17 protein-coding genes are annotated in these 18,880 nt (G+C 38.5%); 4 read left to right on the top strand and 13 right to left on the bottom strand.

What is annotated here, in order from left to right; translation table 11 throughout:
* Positions 1 to 434: 434 nt before the first annotated feature.
* The 5 genes from kynA to AC2VNP_RS00525 all read right to left on the bottom strand — a co-directional run bounded on the left by kynA (position 435) and on the right by AC2VNP_RS00525 (position 4,837).
* A complete protein-coding gene (gene kynA, locus AC2VNP_RS00545; RefSeq protein ID WP_486915107.1) occupies positions 435 to 1,289 on the bottom strand; it encodes a tryptophan 2,3-dioxygenase in 855 nt (284 codons plus the stop codon).
* Between the two features lie 35 nt (positions 1,290 to 1,324).
* Entirely contained in the window at positions 1,325 to 1,969 is a 645-nt protein-coding gene (gene kynB / locus AC2VNP_RS00540; RefSeq protein WP_486915105.1) for an arylformamidase, read from the bottom strand.
* Between the two features lie 2 nt (positions 1,970 to 1,971).
* Positions 1,972 to 3,258, bottom strand: coding sequence for a kynureninase (kynU, locus tag AC2VNP_RS00535; protein WP_486915103.1), 1,287 nt, complete (start codon positions 3,256 to 3,258; stop codon positions 1,972 to 1,974).
* 253 nt (positions 3,259 to 3,511) lie between these two features.
* Positions 3,512 to 4,279 (bottom strand): SurA N-terminal domain-containing protein, encoded by a 768-nt coding sequence (locus AC2VNP_RS00530; protein WP_486915101.1) that lies wholly within the window; start codon positions 4,277 to 4,279, stop codon positions 3,512 to 3,514.
* Between the two features lie 201 nt (positions 4,280 to 4,480).
* A complete protein-coding gene (locus AC2VNP_RS00525; protein ID WP_486915100.1) occupies positions 4,481 to 4,837 on the bottom strand; it encodes a GIY-YIG nuclease family protein in 357 nt (118 codons plus the stop codon).
* Positions 4,838 to 5,139: 302 nt separating this feature from the next.
* Here AC2VNP_RS00525 and AC2VNP_RS00520 point away from each other — a divergent pair, with 302 nt between their 5' ends.
* Positions 5,140 to 5,631: a hypothetical protein gene (locus AC2VNP_RS00520; protein WP_486915098.1), complete on the top strand. Its 492-nt coding sequence runs from the start codon at positions 5,140 to 5,142 to the stop codon at positions 5,629 to 5,631.
* 111 nt (positions 5,632 to 5,742) lie between these two features.
* Here AC2VNP_RS00520 and AC2VNP_RS00515 read toward each other — a convergent pair whose 3' ends face one another.
* The 4 genes from AC2VNP_RS00515 to AC2VNP_RS00500 form a co-directional block, all read right to left on the bottom strand.
* Positions 5,743 to 7,032, bottom strand: coding sequence for a hypothetical protein (locus AC2VNP_RS00515; protein WP_486915096.1), 1,290 nt, complete (start codon positions 7,030 to 7,032; stop codon positions 5,743 to 5,745).
* A gap of 222 nt (positions 7,033 to 7,254) precedes the next feature.
* On the bottom strand, positions 7,255 to 7,695 hold the full coding sequence (locus AC2VNP_RS00510) for a hypothetical protein (protein WP_486915094.1): 441 nt from the start codon (positions 7,693 to 7,695) through the stop codon (positions 7,255 to 7,257).
* Positions 7,696 to 7,734: 39 nt separating this feature from the next.
* Positions 7,735 to 8,208: a hypothetical protein gene (locus AC2VNP_RS00505; RefSeq protein ID WP_486915092.1), complete on the bottom strand. Its 474-nt coding sequence runs from the start codon at positions 8,206 to 8,208 to the stop codon at positions 7,735 to 7,737.
* A 141-nt stretch (positions 8,209 to 8,349) separates the two neighbouring features.
* Positions 8,350 to 8,502, bottom strand: coding sequence for a hypothetical protein (locus tag AC2VNP_RS00500; protein ID WP_486915090.1), 153 nt, complete (start codon positions 8,500 to 8,502; stop codon positions 8,350 to 8,352).
* 294 nt (positions 8,503 to 8,796) lie between these two features.
* On the opposite strand from AC2VNP_RS00500, the gene AC2VNP_RS00495 reads away from it, so the two are divergent.
* Positions 8,797 to 10,230: a serine hydrolase domain-containing protein gene (locus tag AC2VNP_RS00495; RefSeq protein WP_486915088.1), complete on the top strand. Its 1,434-nt coding sequence runs from the start codon at positions 8,797 to 8,799 to the stop codon at positions 10,228 to 10,230.
* Between the two features lie 71 nt (positions 10,231 to 10,301).
* Here AC2VNP_RS00495 and AC2VNP_RS00490 read toward each other — a convergent pair whose 3' ends face one another.
* Entirely contained in the window at positions 10,302 to 10,634 is a 333-nt protein-coding gene (locus AC2VNP_RS00490; RefSeq protein ID WP_486915086.1) for a hypothetical protein, read from the bottom strand.
* A 963-nt stretch (positions 10,635 to 11,597) separates the two neighbouring features.
* Between AC2VNP_RS00490 and AC2VNP_RS00485 the strand changes: the two genes are divergently transcribed.
* Complete coding sequence (locus AC2VNP_RS00485) at positions 11,598 to 12,983, top strand: LVIVD repeat-containing protein (RefSeq protein WP_486915084.1); 1,386 nt, start codon at positions 11,598 to 11,600, stop codon at positions 12,981 to 12,983.
* Between the two features lie 219 nt (positions 12,984 to 13,202).
* Here the strand turns inward: AC2VNP_RS00485 and AC2VNP_RS00480 are convergent, their stop codons facing one another.
* On the bottom strand, positions 13,203 to 14,852 hold the full coding sequence (locus tag AC2VNP_RS00480; RefSeq protein ID WP_486915082.1) for an FAD-binding dehydrogenase: 1,650 nt from the start codon (positions 14,850 to 14,852) through the stop codon (positions 13,203 to 13,205).
* A gap of 333 nt (positions 14,853 to 15,185) precedes the next feature.
* On the opposite strand from AC2VNP_RS00480, the gene AC2VNP_RS00475 reads away from it, so the two are divergent.
* Entirely contained in the window at positions 15,186 to 16,067 is an 882-nt protein-coding gene (locus AC2VNP_RS00475; RefSeq protein ID WP_486915081.1) for a metallophosphoesterase family protein, read from the top strand.
* A 246-nt stretch (positions 16,068 to 16,313) separates the two neighbouring features.
* Here the strand turns inward: AC2VNP_RS00475 and AC2VNP_RS00470 are convergent, their stop codons facing one another.
* Both AC2VNP_RS00470 and AC2VNP_RS00465 read right to left on the bottom strand, forming a co-directional pair.
* The gene (locus AC2VNP_RS00470; RefSeq protein WP_486915079.1) at positions 16,314 to 17,006 is read right to left on the bottom strand and encodes an OmpA family protein; all 693 of its coding nucleotides are present in this window, start codon (positions 17,004 to 17,006) and stop codon (positions 16,314 to 16,316) included.
* Positions 16,999 to 18,825: a MotA/TolQ/ExbB proton channel family protein gene (locus AC2VNP_RS00465; protein WP_486915077.1), complete on the bottom strand. Its 1,827-nt coding sequence runs from the start codon at positions 18,823 to 18,825 to the stop codon at positions 16,999 to 17,001. The genes AC2VNP_RS00470 and AC2VNP_RS00465 overlap by 8 nt, the downstream gene beginning before the upstream one ends.
* Positions 18,826 to 18,880: the final 55 nt, after the last annotated feature.

Genomic DNA, 18,880 nt, shown 5'->3' with positions numbered 1-18,880 from the left:
TGGAGATTTCGGGGTTCAAATATTGGTTTATGGTCCAAAATTCCCTAATACTGGGGAAATCAGGCTCTAATTTGCGGTTTATGGTCCAAAATTCCCTAATACTGGATAAATCCGGTGCTAATCTGCGGTTTATGGTCCAATATTTCCTGATATTGGATAAATCCGGTGCTATTCTGCAGTTTATGGTCCGGAATTCCCTAATACTGGATAAATCTGGTGCTAATCTGCGGTTTATGAACCAATATTACCTGATATTGGATAAAATAAGGTCTAATCTGTGGCTCAAACTGGATTATACAATCTTTAAAAAAAGTTTCATTGATGTTTAAACTACTCTATCTCATTTATTCCCAACCTCCAACTCTCTTACTAGTAAACGAAAAGACCGCAAAACGCGGCCTTCCCAACACTCTCATATCAGTAGCCATTCACCATTACAATTCCGTCCTCAAATCCCACAACTCAGGAAAGAAGCGCTGGTCTAGTACTTTTTTCAAATAGTTCACTCCGGAAGATCCGCCGGTTCCCGTTTTGAAGCCGATGATGCGTTCGACGGTTTTCATGTGACGGAATCGCCATTGTTGTAAGGAATCTTCAATATCGACGAGTTTTTCTGCGAGCTGATATAAATCCCAATATTGATCGACGTTTTGGTAGACAGTTAACCAAGCGTCACGTACTGATTGGTCTTCTCCATACGGTGTAGAATAATTTCTGTTCAATACATCTGGATGAATCGTGAAACCAGCTTTCGCCAATTGTTTGATCGCGACGTCGTACAACCCGGGTGCTTTAAATGCTTTTTCTAAATCAGCGTAAAGCTCAGGATCTTTTTGATAGATTTTTAACACATGATCGGTTTTATAGCCGAGAGCAAATTCAATCTTGCGGTATTGAAAAGACTGAAAGCCAGATGCCTGCCCCAGGAAATCTCTAAACTCCATATATTCAGAAGGTGTCAATGTGGAAAGGACATCCCAACCTTGTATGATTTGCGATTGAATGCGCGAAACTCTCGCTAACTGCTTGAATGACGTTTGCAAATCATCTTTTTCAATTGAATCGATTGCGGCATTTAGCTCGTGTAAAATCAGCTTCATCCACAGTTCGCTCACTTGATGAATGACGATGAACAGCATCTCATCATGATGATCAGATAAACGATCCTGGCTAGATAAGATTTGATCAAGCTGTAGATATTCCCCGTACGTCATATTGTTTGTAAAATCGGTGTGGATGTTTTTTTCAGACTCAGTTGTCGAGTAGCGTTTTTTATCTTTATGTTCCATAGGCAAACTCCTCCGTAAAGCCTCTTATTTTTTCTCTATAGTGGACGGATCACGGCGCGAACCGGACTTCCATCGGAATCGATGATCGCAAGTGGTAAAGCAATCAATTCATAATCGCCAGGTGCAACCTGATCTAACATCACATTTTCTAAAATATGAATTCCGTGTTCATGTAAGGCGTGATGTCCTTCGAGTTCTTTGCTGTCCAAGGGATCAACAGAAGGAACGTCGACTCCTAGTAAAATAATTCCTATCTGCTGCATGTACTCCGCACCGCTCTTCGTTATGGACGGAATTTCATTCGGAAATGCGCTCGGGTTGTTTGGTACCGACGTTTTCAGCAGCAGTCGAGTGACACCTTCTAAATCATATTGGTTCAGCACATCAGCATCAATTTTTACAGCGTCTGATACATCGATGATCCGACATGGCCCAATGTAAACGTTGATGTCTAATGCTCCCACTTTGGCACCATCATTTTTAAAATGAAATGGCGCATCGATATGTGTTCCGATGTGGACACTCGTTGTAATTTTTCCGATGTTAACCGAACCGGTTTGTTCTTTTGTATAACTGACATCGTATGAAAATGGTGTATCCTCAGGCCAGTGAGCGATTGAACTAGTTAGGGGCTGAGAGATATCAATCCATTGCTTTTGATTTTGCGTGTTATTTTTCATATCTATGCGACCACTCCACGTTTATTTTCAAATTTCTTGTACTCTTCATCATCCATAATTTGCCTCAACTTTTCTACTACCAGCCAAACTTCTTCAAACGTATTGTACAACGCGACTGGTGCTAAACGGATCCCGTTCGGTGAGCGGAAATCTGGGATGATCTGGTGAGATTTTAAAGCTTTACATATCCGTGCAGCTTCGGGATGTTCTAAAAAAATATGACCGCCGCGTTTTTCGTCCTCCAGTGGATTTCTCACCGTAAATCCATAATTTTTTAGATTGTTATCGATGAGGTCTAGCATGTAGCCTGTTAATTGTAAGGACTTGGTTCTAATTGTTTCAATCCCTACCTCATTAAACATCGATAAAGACCCGATCAATGGCGCCATACTGAGGACATGAGGTGTACCCATCTGGAATGCTCCCGCATGTTCGGCAGGGGTTAGTTCATGTTCCATATCAAATTGTTTATCTTTTCTCGAACTAAACCAACCGGCTAGCCCTGGATTTTTTCCAAAGTGTCGTTTGTTCACATATAAACCTCCGACAGCTCCAGGCCCACCATTTAAATGTTTATAATTACACCAAAAGGCAAAATCAACTTCCCATTCGCTTAATTGATGAGGAATCGAACCGATCGAGTGACAGAGATCAAAACCAATTAATATATTTCGTTTATGAGCTTCCTTCGTCAAGCGTTCCATATCTAAAATTTGACCGCTACGGTATAAAATACTTGGTAGAACAATAAGTGCAACATCATCGCCCATCGCTTGAATAATATCCTCTTCATCTACGGTGTGACCGTCCGTACTTTTTACTTTTACTAAATGCTCGGAAGGATCCATTCCTTTCAGCTTCAACTGACTTTGCAGCGCATAAATATCCGTCGGAAAAGCGAGTTCATCGGTTAAAATTTTCGTTTTCTTTCCGTCCGGTTGATAGAAAGAAGCAGTTAATTGATGAAGGTTCGATGTAGTGGAACCGGTTACAATCACTTCTTCTTTAGTCGCACCAACAAGAGGCGCAATCTGATCACCCATTGATTCAGATAAATAAAACCACGGATTGTCTCCCTCGGTCCACCCATCAATACCAAGTGTTTTCCAAGAGTGAAGCAAGTCTAGTAAGGTTTGCTCAGCTCGTTTCGATAACAACCCGAGTGAGTTCCCATCGAAATAAATCGTACCATCTTTTATGTAAAATTCATCACGGTATTGGGCTAACGAATCGTTTTGATCTAATTGGCGTGCGTATTCCCGGGTAAAGGTGTCATTCTGTTTGTTCATGATTTCCCCCTATGAAAAAATTGTTTTACTAATAAAATAACTCAGTACTTATAGTATTCATTATAAGATATAAAAAACCTTCTAGATAATAAGAATGAGTTATTCGCCTGTAAGCTATGATCATGGACTATTAAGTATTATCAAAAAGTTTGGAGTACTCAATAACACCTGGACAGATACACAATATGGCTTACGATTTGACTGATAAATAAAAAAAACCAGACCCGATTTGGATCTGGTTACAATCATGATCTTATAAGTTAATCGTTACGTCTGCTTCCTCACGAAGTTTTCCTACTAAGGCTTGAGCCACTTCCGTCTGTTTTTGAAGCTTTACTTGCTTTTCGAGTTCATCTTTTAACTCTTCAAAAGGCGGTATTTCGACATCTTCTCCACCCATTTGTGCTTGTTGGGCAACAGCGAGATCATAAAATTCTTTTAGTTCAGCCTCTGTCGGCTCAATCTCTCCTGTTTCACTAGCAATCAGCTTGTCTACTTTTACTTGTAAAGCAAGTTCAGACATCACTTCTTCTCTTTCCATTCCTTGTTCTTCTAGAGCAGCAAGAAATTCGTCACTTGTGCCAAGACCATATTGTCCGGCCAAATCCTCAAGTGTGTTATTGATGTCCTCTTCTGACGCTTCATGACCTGCTTTGTCAGCTTCTTGTTTAAGAAGTTCTTGAGCAATCATACTTTCAATCATTTGTTCTTTTAATTCATCTTGGTTCACTTCTTCACCAAACATTTGTGCTTGCATCGCAGCCTGCATGAATTGATTTACATAAACGGACTCGAAGTCTTCTTTTGAAATGTCTTTCCCGTTGACACTTGCCACAACGTCAGGAATACCGTCTAAGTCTGGCTCAGGCATGTCCGGCTGTTCTGCATTGACTGGCGCCGCTTCTTCCTGCGTTTCTGGTGTTTCATTATTATTTTCAGCTGATTCATCCGTGTTTCCGCATGCTGCTGTTACAGATACAAATCCAGCAAGTAGTAAGCTTAATAACCATTTTTTTCTCATATCATTCTCCTTTTGTTCATTTTGATGGTCATTGTAACATATATAATTCGTTGATTCATCCTTGGGAAAGCCGAAATCGATAGATCATAAAGGAAACATACTAAATTCCGATTGATGAAGTCCGTTATATCAACGTTTATAGATGCTTCCATTTAAATGTGTAAAAATGACCAAACTATCAAAACCATCTCTACTAGTTCGCTAAACGACTCGCCCATTTTGAATATCACAAACCAATGGAACATAAAACAAATGAGACGAACATTTGCAATCAGATGATCCAAAACCTCGTACAGGAAAACTACCGTCGTATTTATTTTTTAACCTGTTCAGAAGCCCGCACTCTCCTTCATCTCCTAAGAACGTTTCAATGCCAACGATTTCAACATACGGACGTAAAAAGTCAAAGTGCCAGCGCTGCTTTTTCTCTCGTTGGATGTGTCGTTCAATTCTAGACGGGAGTGTTCGTTTCGCACTCCCAACATACACATATAATCCTCTCTGAAAGGAAAAAGTACCTAGCTTTCCGATTGCAATGTCACTATGATCATCGTGCATTACTGTCTTTATCGCGTAAAGTGTGTGATTTTGAGGGTATATGGCCGGTGTTATCATGATTGAGGTGGTCCTTTACAATTTATTGATTATAGGGGATCGTGTAACCAATCGCATTTATTCAAACTAATCCTTACATATAAAATGTGCCGTCCATTGGTCTTTTGGTCGGTTTTTCGCATATGTATGACTTTGAGCGAATGGCACGTTGTGTAGTTAATCGTATTTTATCAGGTTTATGAATGAACGTCTTTTGTAATAAACGAATTATGTAATATTACTTCTTAATTATGGGGGGATGGAAAATGATCAATTTTCGATTTTTTCAAGGCTTCGTCACCTCAATTCAGGATTTTCCGATCGGTGTCAATGACGAAAGTGAAGGATGTTATAAAATGATCTCTGTAGAAGACGGGACTGGTGCCCTTGTGAACTTCGTTGTCTCTCCGACGACTTACTTTGTCGATCAAACGGTTGTTTCAGTAGGTGATCGAGTTACTGGATATTACGATGGGGATGCACCGGTTCCTTTGATTTATCCGCCGCAATATGCAGCCCTAGTTATGGTAAAAGAACAACCATATCAAAATGTAAAAGTAGATTTTTTCACCTCACAATTAGTCAGTCGTGATGGACAATTACAAGTAAATCTCTCTCCTTATACGCAACTTTTACTAACGAATGGTCAACCTTTCACCAGAAATCCTGCCAACCGCAATCTTATTGTCATTTACGGTCCTTCCACTAAAAGCATTCCCGCTCAAACCACCCCTTATCGAATCATTGTTTGGTGTTAAATATAAAACCAATATAATTAACAAATGGAAAAAGGCGAAATGCAAAATACATTTCGCCTAAATTGGAATTTTTATAAAACTAACATGGGTTCCTCTTCATGCTGTCTACTCTTAATAGTTCTCCACTTTAAATTCTTCTTCAACCACTTTGAGTCCAAGAGTATAATGATCAAATAAAATCTCTTTGACTAGAGGAATACGATCTTTATGGCAATGAATCATAACTACTACTTCTCCACCTTCACCTTTTCGCTTCCTCGTTTTAAATTGTTTTTTTCGAATAAATAAATCAAGTAAAAATCCAACGCCGCCACCAACGAAAAGGCCAATTAACCCCCACGCAATCGGACCACCGGCGAGGACAAAACCGTAAATCACACCAAACAGGGAAAATACCGTGCCTAAAGAAAACGTCATATCTAAAAGGGAAAACCCCGATCCGCGAATGATCTCGCTGTTTTTCTTTGGTTTGTTTTTTTCGGTAAGGGGTACTGTAAAAATATTTTCTTTATTAATTCCATGTCTTTCAAGTTCTTTAATAGCCAGTTCCAAGTAAACCGTGTGATCAAAAGACGCCACAACGTTCATTTCACCACTTCTCCCTGTTAATAAATTCGTTTTCTCTTTAAAAGATGAATTCTGATATTCTTCTTCTAAAAAGTAACTTTGTTGCTTCTCCATGAGCTTATTGTAACTTTCACATTGTACATAGGCCGAATAAGCAGCATAACCATACATCGAAGGTAAAAATAACACCCACTGTGGATGTAAGATACTGGTCGCCTCTTGAAATTCACCAATGAATGTTAAGTGAATTGCTGGTAGGAAATTAGAAAACCAGATGACTACAAGAAACCAGATGAGGAGATAAAAACCGGATGGTAATCGATTGATGTAGAGATGACCTAAGCCAGGTGTAACAACTGACCAAAAAACAGCTAACCAAGGTTTTCGTTTATCCAGATAATTATTTTCTATAGCAGCAATAGCTATCGAATTAATTTCAACTACCGAATTACTAGATTGATCTGCTAATACGGCGTATTTGTTTAAATCTATAGTAGCCCTTCTACTATCCCAAATCGCGTAGGCATAAACAGGCATATAGAGTAAAACCCATTTCGGATCCACCACTTGGATCGCCTCGTCAAATCTGCCTGTAAACGTATAAACTATTGCCGTATTGATGTTTGCATTCACATTTACAGCAAACTCCCAAATAATTAATATGAAGCCCTTTAGGTATTTACATAACATCACATGCCCAAAACCAGGCATCGCCGCAGACCACCACATAATGACGGTGGGATTTCTCACTTCTACAATATTGTAATTTAAGGGAGTTACAACTCCTTTTTTGTAACGAGGGTTCTTATTTGTACTTAGATTTTGTGACGGCATGTTAACTCCATTATTTGTATTTTTTTATATTATTTTTCAAAAGGGGATTAACTATCCCTCCAAAGTTACAAATTTTACCTTTAGTTCTTAAGTCCTTGTTTTATGTTAAATAAAAATGGACGGCTTTCTGCCATCCATTCGCTTATAGATAAGGTTTAATGTAAACATCAGCTATGTATATTTTCTTATGATGGAAGAGCACCTGCCTTATGTTGAACAAGATTAAACAGTATAACGAATATTCCAACTTTTTGGAAAGTCAATTTTATTAGCATAAGAATAGCGAATTAACTGTCCGTGATGTTGAACTTCATGTTCTAATAAATCAAATAACAAATTATTGTTCATTTGATCTAGGCTATTATCTAGTAAAAATCTCTCTATGTTTGCATGTGTTTCTTTCATTTTGCTATTTATCAACGTGTTATCATTACTATCAGTTAAACTACAATCAAATCCTGCCCAATGACCCATTTTTAGAGACTTTAAATAGCTTTCTCTCGCGCCGATCATACAATAGGCTTGTTCCCCAATTGTATTGGATGGTACGTCTGATATTCTTAAAGTTAAACAACCATCATTAATATGGTTATAAAAGTCACCTGTTAAACTCATTGCTTGTAAAACCCTTTGTTTTAAAATATCCACTAATAATTCCTCCATTTCCCTCCTGAACTACTAACTAGCTGAACGTAATTTAAATCAATCCCATGCATTGAATATCGCTTCACCAATCGTACAGGGTTGATAATACTTTACCTGTTCAATAATTGAAGAAACGTTTCTTAATTCTTCATGATCAATTAACTGGAACGGTTGGGATAACTCTTCTACAGATAATACATGATAATCCCCTTTAAATTCTCTCTTTAACTGTTCAAAGTCAATAAATTGATCCCAATGAAAGACATGGCCATCACCTAAACTTTCAAATAAACAAAAGGAAATCAACGGATGAGCGCGATTACATAAAACATAAATAGGTCGTGGTTGATAGTTAAATTGAACGGCACAATAACTACTAGAATATAGGTCTTGCAAGATCTCGCACTTTAAGTGTTTCTTCGCCGCGATTTCTTTACATGTACGATAAAACTCTTTTTCATCAATAGAAGGTGGTTCTTTTTCAAGTACGGGTTTATAATATCCGCCCGTCACTCCGTATGGTAACTTCATTGGATCACTCCGTTATTTTTTATTATATATTTTCCAGCCTAATGGTAGTTTCCTATTCAAAGGTAGTCTTTTTTATGTAGCTTCTTTATCTTACCACTTATTATAGAAAAATTATTTCTATTAAGTTTTCTAAGAAAAGAATTAGAGACTTTCAGTTAACACAACCATACTCTCTTTGCCTTTCACAACAAGATCAATGGTAAATAAGAAAATAAAGAGAAAAGTGGCCAACTGCTGTTCCACATCCAAAATACCACTACCGTCAATCTTCAATTGTCTAGAAGGGAAAACCATCTTTTTACCTACCTTAGGTCGCAGACTAGGATATTGTTTTTGTGAAATCGTTTGTGATGAAGAGGGCAACTGCTATGCTACAAATTGCTGGTGTGTCTAATTTATTGGCTTTTGAGCGTAAATTTTTTACGCTCATGTCTACATATTGTGACATCCTCCCCTTTGCTCTTTAAAGTTCCTTCTTAATTTTCATAAAGAATCCATAATAAAATAAAAAGGAATAAATGCCCAGTAGTATAATAAAGAAGAACTAGTATTTTTTTCGATGTTAAATAACCTGAGAGGAAATTTTAGATGATGAAATCTATGAATCAAATATTTTTGGGGAAACTGACAGTTGTGCTGCTCCTCTTTACCTTCATCCTTTCTTGTTCCATACATGCCGAAGCATCTTCTAACAAACTTCCAATGGAGGATGAATTGGATGAGTACATTCAACAGAATGTAGACAAATTAGCTATTCCTGGAATGTCTGTTGCGATTTCGCACCAAGGTGAATTGGTGTACAGCAAGGTCTTCGGGGAAGACATAAACGAGGATACACGATTTTATATCGGCTCGACGACGAAGACTTTTACTGCTCTTGCGATGATGCAGCTTGTCGAACAAGGAAAGATCAACTTAGATGAAAGTGTTTCTACATACTTAGACGATTTCACCGTATCTGATCAAATCACAGTATGGCATCTGTTGCACCATATTAGTGGCATGACTGAATTTGAGTACATGGCTAACCTTTCACCACAATCACAGTTTAACCATTTAATTGAAGACATGAATAGCATGTCGTTAACATACGCGCCTGGAGAGCAATTTTCTTATTTTAATCCAAATTATAGTTTGCTAGGAGCGATTGTTGAACGAGTGAGCGGCCAAAGCTATCCCGAGTATATCAAGGAGCATATTATCAAACCGCTTGATCTCGAAAACACATCAGTAATCGGTGAAGTGGATACACCTGGTCATCTTTCCTTTTTTGGTTTTTCTAAAAAGCGCATGGAACCACATGTTCAGTACGACCTTCCCGCTGGTTTTATTACATCTACATCAAAAGATTTAGTTCGTTTTCTTGAAGCGGTGCGCATGAAGGACCCTGTCCTTGGTGTGTCTCGAGAAGGTATTGATTTGATGATGTCGAGTGGCAATTTCTATGGAATGGGCTTAATGATCGGTGAAATTGCCGGTCGTCCTGCGGTACACCATGGCGGCTCTTTGCCCGGATATACGTCGAATGCGGTCATGCTCATTGAAGATGAATATAGCATTGCCTTTTTAATTAACAAAAACCATATGCTAAATGCCTTTTTGTTTTATCCGGATTTAACGAATGGGATGGTCTCGCTTTTAACGGAACAGGAACCTTCTTCTAGAGTTCAGTATTACTGGGTTTATCGTTTACTTATCGTGTTGTTTGCTATTACTATCATTTACAACTTTATTAAAATTTCAAGAATGATTACCCGTCCAAAACTAAAAACAGTTAGACAAAGACTAACTGCAGCATTGCTTAATTTAACGATCCCTATAGCTGTCATCGTTTTAATCCCTCGGATAACAGGTATCCTTTTCCAGAGAGGAATGTCATGGGACCTTGCCTTCTTATTAATGCCAGATCTGTTAATGTGGTTGTTTATCGGGTTGGCCATACATTTTATGATGTCCATCATTCACTTTGGATTTCTTGTAAAGTACTATGTTAATTCTCGAGAAGCCATTGTAAAAAATTAATTGTGCATATAACGAACAAAGCAGCACTCCGTTTTGAAGTGCTGCTTTTTGTTTTGTTTTGCAATTGATGCTTAACAACAATAATATGGGTACGGATAAGGCGGATATGGTGGATAGCCGAAACCAGGTGCTAATAATGCACCAGCAGCTAAGCCTGTTAAGAATGGAAAACCAAAGCCAAATACAGGGCCAAAGCCCAAGCCAGGACCAAAACCAAAGCCCGGACGTCCAATACCAAACCCAGGACCAAATCCAAAACCTGGACGTCCAATACCGAACCCTGGACCGAATCCGAACCCTGGACGCCCGATACCGAATCCAGGACCAAAACCAAACCCTCCTACAAATCTTTGATCTGTTGGATTAAACGTATTGTAACTTGAAGCATGAGTATTCACTTTCATCTCTCCCCACTTTCGTTTTATAGACGTTTATAATAGAGCTTATGCTTTTGAGATAAAAGTTCTTGGGTATTCATCTTGCTTTTAAAAATTTTTTAGGATAGATGCGGAATTTGAGAGCGGGTTGGCTAATCTTGACTATTAATTTCTAAGAATTAAGGGATAGGATTTTGGCAGAAGTAGTATTATGTATACTTGAGCGCCAACAGCGACGCCCAAGCTCCAATAACATTATTCGTCGTTCCCGAAGCAAACTAAAACACAAAATAAACCTACACAAACTATCTGGCAGTTGTCTGGTACGTCTCTTACTGGGATTTTTTTAATCTTTGGAAATGGACAGGATTTTAATTTTAAAGTTGGAGTCAAACAACAGTAATTTTGTTTCTCTTTTCTCTTATTTGACACCTTTGACTCACCTCCTCATTACAAAATATTCATGAAGACAGACAAGCGTATAGTTGATAGTCAGCTAAATAAAGAAAAAGCGCATTAAAATAGAAATAAGCGATGCTCCATTATGAAATCATCGCCTTTAAATTACGTATTATAAAAAGTAAAAGTACACCCTATTATCATGATAAATACTAAAAGACTCAGGATCATGGTATTAATTCTTAGTACATGGGTAAAAAGTACATCTTAGAATTTCAAAGAATTTATATAGATATAAAGACTAGTTAATAAATAGAAAACACTTAATGCAATTAATCTGATTAGGATAGTTGGAGTAAATTAACGGACTTTCCAACTATTATATTATTCTTTCCTATTATTTTTTTACATTTTAGCCAATTTCCTTAGTCAATAGTTACATATAAAAAAGGTAATATTTAACTATGAAGAAAATATATTCTATTCTGAATTTTTAATATATTATATTGGTAGTGTTTCGGAATACGAAAATAGTATTAAATAATAGTCTATTTTTTGGAACACCATATAATTCATATGAGGAGGTTTTTTATGAAAAAAGCTTTACGAGTTCTTTCAATTGCAACATTATCAACAGTTCTGGTCGCATCCCCTATTCTAGCATGTGATCTTGACGGCTTAGGAAAAGACGAATACGAAGAGTTAAATGGAGCCTACAGAACTGGGGATAGTGGTATCAATGAAATACCTGTCATGGAAGGAAGTAAAAATGTTAAATACTTAAGTGAGGTTGCTGCTGTTCCTTTAGCCCCTTCTGATAGTGGTTTACCTGTTACTGGTGGAGATGTTTATGCCTATAAAGGGTATGCCTATATGGGAACGCACCGTTTAGGATCAGGCTCGAATGAAGGAGTTCGTGTTTTTGATATGAAGGATCCAGCTAACCCTGTTGAAGTGGCAAAGTTTGCGGATAACTTACCTGGAACATGGCAGGAAAAGATCATTGTTAAAACTGTTAACACGCCTCACTTTAAAGGAGATTTAGCGGTGGTAAGTGTCCAACGATTTAGTGGGGCTGCCGAAAAGGTCGGAACTGTTATTTATGATGTAACCGATCCAACCAATCCAAAAGAATTAGGTTTTTGGGAAACTCCTGAAAGTCATTTAAACGGCGGTGGAACGCATGAATTATATTTAACGACACAAGGAAACCGGGCGTTATTACTAGCGGCCAACTCTGGTTCTTTTAGACGTTCTGGTGGAGCTGTTCATGATTTTGTAATTGTTGATGTTAGTAACCCTGCTGAACCAAAAGAACTGCATCAATTTGATCCGAAAACCATTATTCCAGAGATGGACAACTATCGTTGGACCGATGAACATGGTCACCTGCGTGGGGCTAATGCACATAGTGTTATTGCTGACGTAACTGGAAAAACAGCTTATGTTTCATTCTGGGATTTAGGAACGGTTATGCTTGATATTAGTACACCAGAAGAGCCTAAGTTCTTAGGTCGTACGTCTTTTGAAGAAGGCGTTCAAGGTGCTGCCCATACTGCGGCTCTAGCAAAAGGCGGAACAGTCTTAGTTGAAACAAGAGAAGTCTTTAATCCAAATCGTCACGGATATGAACCTGGATTTGGTTATGTACGGATTTATGATATTAAAGATAAGTCAAATCCTAAACTATTAAGTACGTTCCAAACGGACAATTCTAAAAACAAAAGAGAAGGTTATCCTGGATTTACGGTCCATGATCCTAAAGTTCACGGAAACACCCTTTATTTATCCCATTATTTTGATGGCGTACGTGTAGTAGATATCACAGATCCGAGTAATCCAGTAGAAATTGGTGCTTATGTACCGGTTAAAGCAAACATTTGGGGTGTATTCGTCGACCGCAATTATGTACTTGCATCCGATATGGAAACCGGATTAAAAGTGCTGCAAAAAACAGGAAATGGGAATAAAAAATAACTTTTCTTAGGATCAATATTAAAAATAGAAAAGAAAAACTTAACTAAGGCTTAGAGAATGTTCTCTAGGCCTTAGTATCTTTCAACGTATGTTCAAGACTATAATTTTATAATCATTCATAGAGTCTGATTGAAACTCGTAGAACTCTTATTTGAGTCTGCTCAAAAGGGTTGTCCCTTTATAGATGAAAGTAATAAAAGTTTTACTTAAAAGATTTTTTTAGTTCTTCGCCATCGCACGACCTGCTACACGGCCAGTGAAAAGGCAACCGCCAACAAATGTTCCTTCTAAGGCACGGTAGCCATGAACACCGCCGCCACCGAACCCTGAAGCTTCTCCTGCAGCATACAGTCCAGGAATTTTTTCTCCCGCCTCATTGAGTACTTGCCCGAAAAGATCGGTTTGTAGTCCTCCAAGGGTTTTCCGACTTAGGATATTCAATCGCACCGCAATCAACGGGCCATTTTTCGGGTCTAGTATTTTATGTGGCGGTGCTACTCGGATCAGTTTATCACCGATATAGTTTCGTGCCCCACGTAAAGCGGTGACTTGAAGATCCTTTGTAAATTTATTATCTATTTCATTATCTCTCGCTTTAATTTGCCTATCAATATCTTCATAGTTTAGTAAGTTTTCGCCGGTCAGCTTATTCATTCCGTTTACTAGATCCTTCAAGTTATCGGCAATAATGAAGTCTTCACCTTTGTCCATAAAAGCTTTAACCGGTCCTGATGGCCCAGGCAATGCCCTTCCAAGCACTTTTCGAATGCTTTTTCCCGTCAGGTCGGGATTTTGTTCTGACCCCGACAGCGCAAATTCTTTTTCAATGATCTTCTGTGTCAGGATAAACCAGGAGTAATCATGTCCCGTTTTCTTAATCGCTTCAAGCGTAGCCATCGTATCAAAGCCAGGGAAATTTGGCGCTTGAAAACGCTTTCCATTTGCGTCAAGCCAAATAGAGGATGGACCTGGTAAGATCCTTATGCCGTGGTTCGTCCAGATCGGGCTCCAATTTTTAATTCCTTCCGTGTAATGCCACATCCGGTCTCGGTTCACAATTCGCCCGCCGGCTTCTTCTGTAATACCGAGCATGCGTCCATCAACATGTGCGGGTACACCTGAAATCATTTGTTTTGGTGGTTCCCCTAAACGTTCTGGCCAGTTTTTTCGAATGAGATCATGATTGGCCCCAATTCCTCCACTAGATACTAGAACAGCTTGTCCTCGATACTCGAAGTTTCCAATAATGTCACGATTACTGTCTTCCCCTCTTGCTGCTGAACTCGGTGCCAGAACCGAGCCACTAACACCAACAATCGCACCGTCATCGGTTAGAAGTTGATCGACGCGGTGGCGAGGAAGGTATTCTACTAAACCACTTTTGATATGTTCACGAACTCTTTTCTCAAACGGGGCGACAATTCCCGGACCTGTTCCCCACACGATATGAAAGCGAGGGACTGAGTTACCGTGACCGTCAGCAAGACCTCCTCCTCTTTCGGCCCAGCCGACTACAGGAAAAAAGCGAACACCCATACTATAAAGCCAAGCGCGTTTTTCGCCAGATGCAAAGTCAACGTACGCCTCTGCCCATTTCTTCCCCCAGTAATCTTCATCTTCCTCTCGATCAAAGCCCGCTGCCCCAAGCCAGTCTTGCCAAGCTAATTCTTTGGAATCTTTTATCCCTAGTCTTCTTTGCTCAGGTGAATCGACTAAGAACAACCCACCAAAAGACCAATACGCTTGTCCACCCATCGATGCTTCAGGCTCCTGATCCAGTAACAACACCTTCTTACCGGCATTGGCAATTTCTGCAGTCGCTACTAATCCGGCTAGTCCAGCCCCGATGACAATTGCATCATACCCCATAAAAATACCCCCCATTCAGTATCTAATCTGTAAAACTATCTTATGTAAAATATTTTAAGAAAATGAAATAATTTATCTTTCCTAAAGTATATCTTTCTAGTATTAAAATCGTCAATAAATTACCAGAATATTTATATTATTAGAATAATAAATTAGGGCAAAAATTTTTCGGGACAATTTGCGTGAATTAGATCGACTCACAAAAAATAAAGCTTTTAAATATATTATCTATAAGAATGAATTGGTGGCTTACATTTTTAGGATTGCGATGCAAGTGTCCTTCCCCATATTCTTTTGCTTCAAATAGAAACAGAGATGAGGAGAAATATAAATATGTATAATCCAAGTGACTTAAGTAACTATGCTATAAGAAAAGACCCAAACGAACTACATGTCTGGGTCATGACCGACACGCATTTTAAAACAGAAGTGGATAGCAATCCAAAGGAGCACAACGCTGTGTTCAAAGATAAATATTTTTACAAATCCCATAGTCATATGAGGCACTTTGTGGATCTAGTTAACGAAATGAATGCTTACCAACCGGAACTTGTCCTTCATCTTGGGGACATTGTCGATCGCTACCAATCTGACTTTGACCAATTTAATGACCTGTGGAATTCGATCGATTCCAACATTAGAAAAGAACGGATATGCGGCAATCATGAATTTGGAGAAAACCGCAAAGATGAGGACCTATATCAGCTATTTCCGGAAGTGCAAATGAGAAAAGAGATTGCTGGTACGAAATTCAATCAAAGTTTTGTCGTTGATAACGGTGTAGTGAGATTAAAAGTGATTATGGCTGAAACGGCCTATGATGAAAATGGAGAGCGTGCAACAGGCGGACCTGGTTATTTTAAAAAGGAAGCCTTCGACTGGATCGAGTTTGAACTAAACGAAAATAGAGATACAGATTTAGTACTTATAGCTACACATCATGGCCCTTGTCTTCATTTCACAGACGAACAAAAATTGAAGCTAAAACAAATCATTGATGCTAGTTGTTCGCGTGACCCTCATCTTGTTATCTATGATATTTCTGGACATAACCATCCGACGTCCATTCAGTATCAGGATGATTTTTTCCCGAATATGCCAAGTTTCCATTTGCCAGCTGGGGTTGGTTTCGTCGGAAAATATACGGTTCTCACATTTAATACCCGGAAAGAATTGGATGTTAAGGAACGAATTTTGCATTATCCTTATCATTGAGTATAGAAAGTGTTAATTCATTAGAAAAAATGAGCTTCATTCATGCTTGGTGACGGCGAAGATCGCGCCTGCATTCGTTTTATTGTCGGTTTCACTACTTTATTGTCCGTTTTTTTATTTTATTGTCCAAAATCGAAATTTATTGTCCGTTTTCAATTTTTATTGTCCGATTTAACACTTTTATTTGCCAAAATGTGAAAACCACGCCTCACATGGACTTCACTCCAGTGATGGCGTGGTGTTCTATTAGTTCCCTAGCAATTCGCGGGTTTTCTCTAAAATCTCTTCATCTTTCAAGCGGAATTTAAATTCAACACGGCGGGACGCTTTATTACTGTAGTTCCCATCTGCATCTGTGCGCCCTTCACTGTAGGATCTTCCGTTCACTGTTAGTTTATCTTTTAAGTGTTCTTGAATGTTTTTATACGGGAAATCTTCACTCAAAATATACTCGGCGACACTAAACGCTCGTTGCTGCGACAGTTCTAAATTGTACAAGTAGCTCCCGATCTTATCGGCGTGACCTTCGATAATAATTTCAGAAATATAATTTTCATAGCCGCTTTCTAGTAACACATCTAAATAAGCGGGAACGAACTCATCTAAAAACTGGAACGCCTCTGGCTTTAATTCAGTTGCATCAAACTCAAACAAAATGTCGGTATTAAAAATCAGTGCTCCAGTTTTCTCATCGATTTCAATATTTAAGGTCGAGTCGCTGAATTCCTCATTTAGGTCTTGGATTAAATTAACGCGAACGCCCATAATTTGATCGATCGTTCGTTTCATTTCTTGAATTTGAAATGATTTAATGACCATCATAATGATAAAAATCAAGATAAAACATAGTAAGATCGCCGTTAGCAAGTCCGTAAATGACGGCCAAAAGTGCCCTTCCTCCTGCTCTCCGTTAAACAGCTTTTTATATTTATTAATCATTGGTTACAACCCTTACTCGCTCATTTTGTCTCATCGACTCTTGTGAGATCAGATGAAGCTGACGGTTTAACTGTTGGAATTCTTGACCTAAATCATTCATCGTTTGCTGCATGGAGCGGGCACTTCTTACTTGATTTTCTTCGGTAATATCCCCGATTTGCTTAAACTCTTTTTTGATCGCGTCATTCATCTGGACAACATAATCACCGATGTTGCGACTCACTTTATCTAATTTGTCTCCCAACGTTCCTTCTAGATTTGTAACGTATCGGTTCATCGTATCTTTTAGAGCGGTGACACTAGACTCGATTTGATTTTCTCTATGGTTAAATGAGTCGCCCATTTGTGTGATCGTTCGATTAATTTCATTCAATAATTGGTAGTTTTGTTGGCCTGTTTGCTCATAGGAACGTGTCGCATCGCTCAAGTGTTTTTCAAACGTGTGCGCATTAGCCGATTGTGCTTTTAATTGATTTATAAATTCATGGTTGAATTGTTTCAGTTCATCAAATCGATATGATAAAAGATTACGATACTCCGTTTGTGCTTTGTTAATTGTCTCTAGTGAATCTGGTAGACGAACGATCGAATGGTTCAATTTATTAAAGTCATTTTTCAGTTCATTTAAATAGGTGGTTATAGAAGTGAGTTTCGAACTCACATCCTCACCGAAAATCCGCTCAAATTGCTGATTATTTTGCTGCATCATCTTCACAAGGTTTTCACTTTGGGCATTCATTCGGTCGAAAGATACATAGATTGCTTCCTGCCTTTCTGCTACAGAAGAGAAGTAATCTTTTAAATCAACGACCGAGTTTTGGAATTCATTCATCGTTTCCATCTGAGATGTAGTGAGTTCATCTATTTTTTTATACGTTTCGGTAAAGGCACTCGTCATTCGTTCATTGCGTTGGTCCATTTTATAAAAGTATTGAAAGAGTTGGTCAAAGTTCTTATTAAGCTTCGTTACTCCTTTATCAAAACCGCTTGTTAAATCTCTCATACTATTAAAAATAACAACGAAATCTTTTAAGTTTTGTGTTAAGCCTTCATTAAATTTAGCTAAATCTTTCGCCGATTGCTGTAGACCGACTGTATATTCTTGAAAGCCCTGGAACGATTGAACGATGTTTTGTAGTGATTCCTGATTCGTTTCTCGTAATTCGACAATGGAAGCATTAATCGTTTCAGACACATCAATAAGACGGGCCATACCATCTTGTTCGTTCTCTTCTAAATGGGACTCGGTCTTTAACATAATATCAGTTAACATGAATTCCGTATTTGCTACTCTAGTAACAACCGTCATGATGAGGGATAATCCCATACCGACAATACTCGTATAAAACGCTACATCAATACCAGCAAGGACGAGCGCGACATTTTCTACTAGCTGATCCCCAGTTGCATCAATACTTCCAAGTGACATCGCAAGTCCGATAAACGTTCCTAGTACACCAACTAAGATAAAAACAGACACGGTCATTTGGATCATTTTAATAAGACTGACGACAGGTACATTAAACACACGCCAACTAGAGAACTTATTTTGAACAAACGTTTCTACTTTTACTGCATCTTGATTTTTACTCGCTTCATATTCTTCTTTGAATGTATTTAACGGCGCAATATCCAGTGATTTTGTATCATTGATATGATTTCGGATTCTCCTCAACTTGCTAAACAACGTAAAATGAAGCACAATCGCTGCGACAAATGTCAGAAATAACACCATGAAAATAAGCTCAATCAATGGATTGGCTAAAACCGCTTGGGCTTGCTGTTCACTCGTAAAAAACGTCAAAATAGCTTCAACCATGATAAATCCCCCTATTTGAAAAACTAAGATGTTGTCTCGCCCTAAAACGTTCGTT

The sequence above is a fragment of the Alkalihalobacterium sp. TH-98 genome (assembly GCF_057473385.1).
Note: the sequence above shows the minus strand (reverse complement) of the source record. Positions and strands in the feature narration are given on the sequence as shown.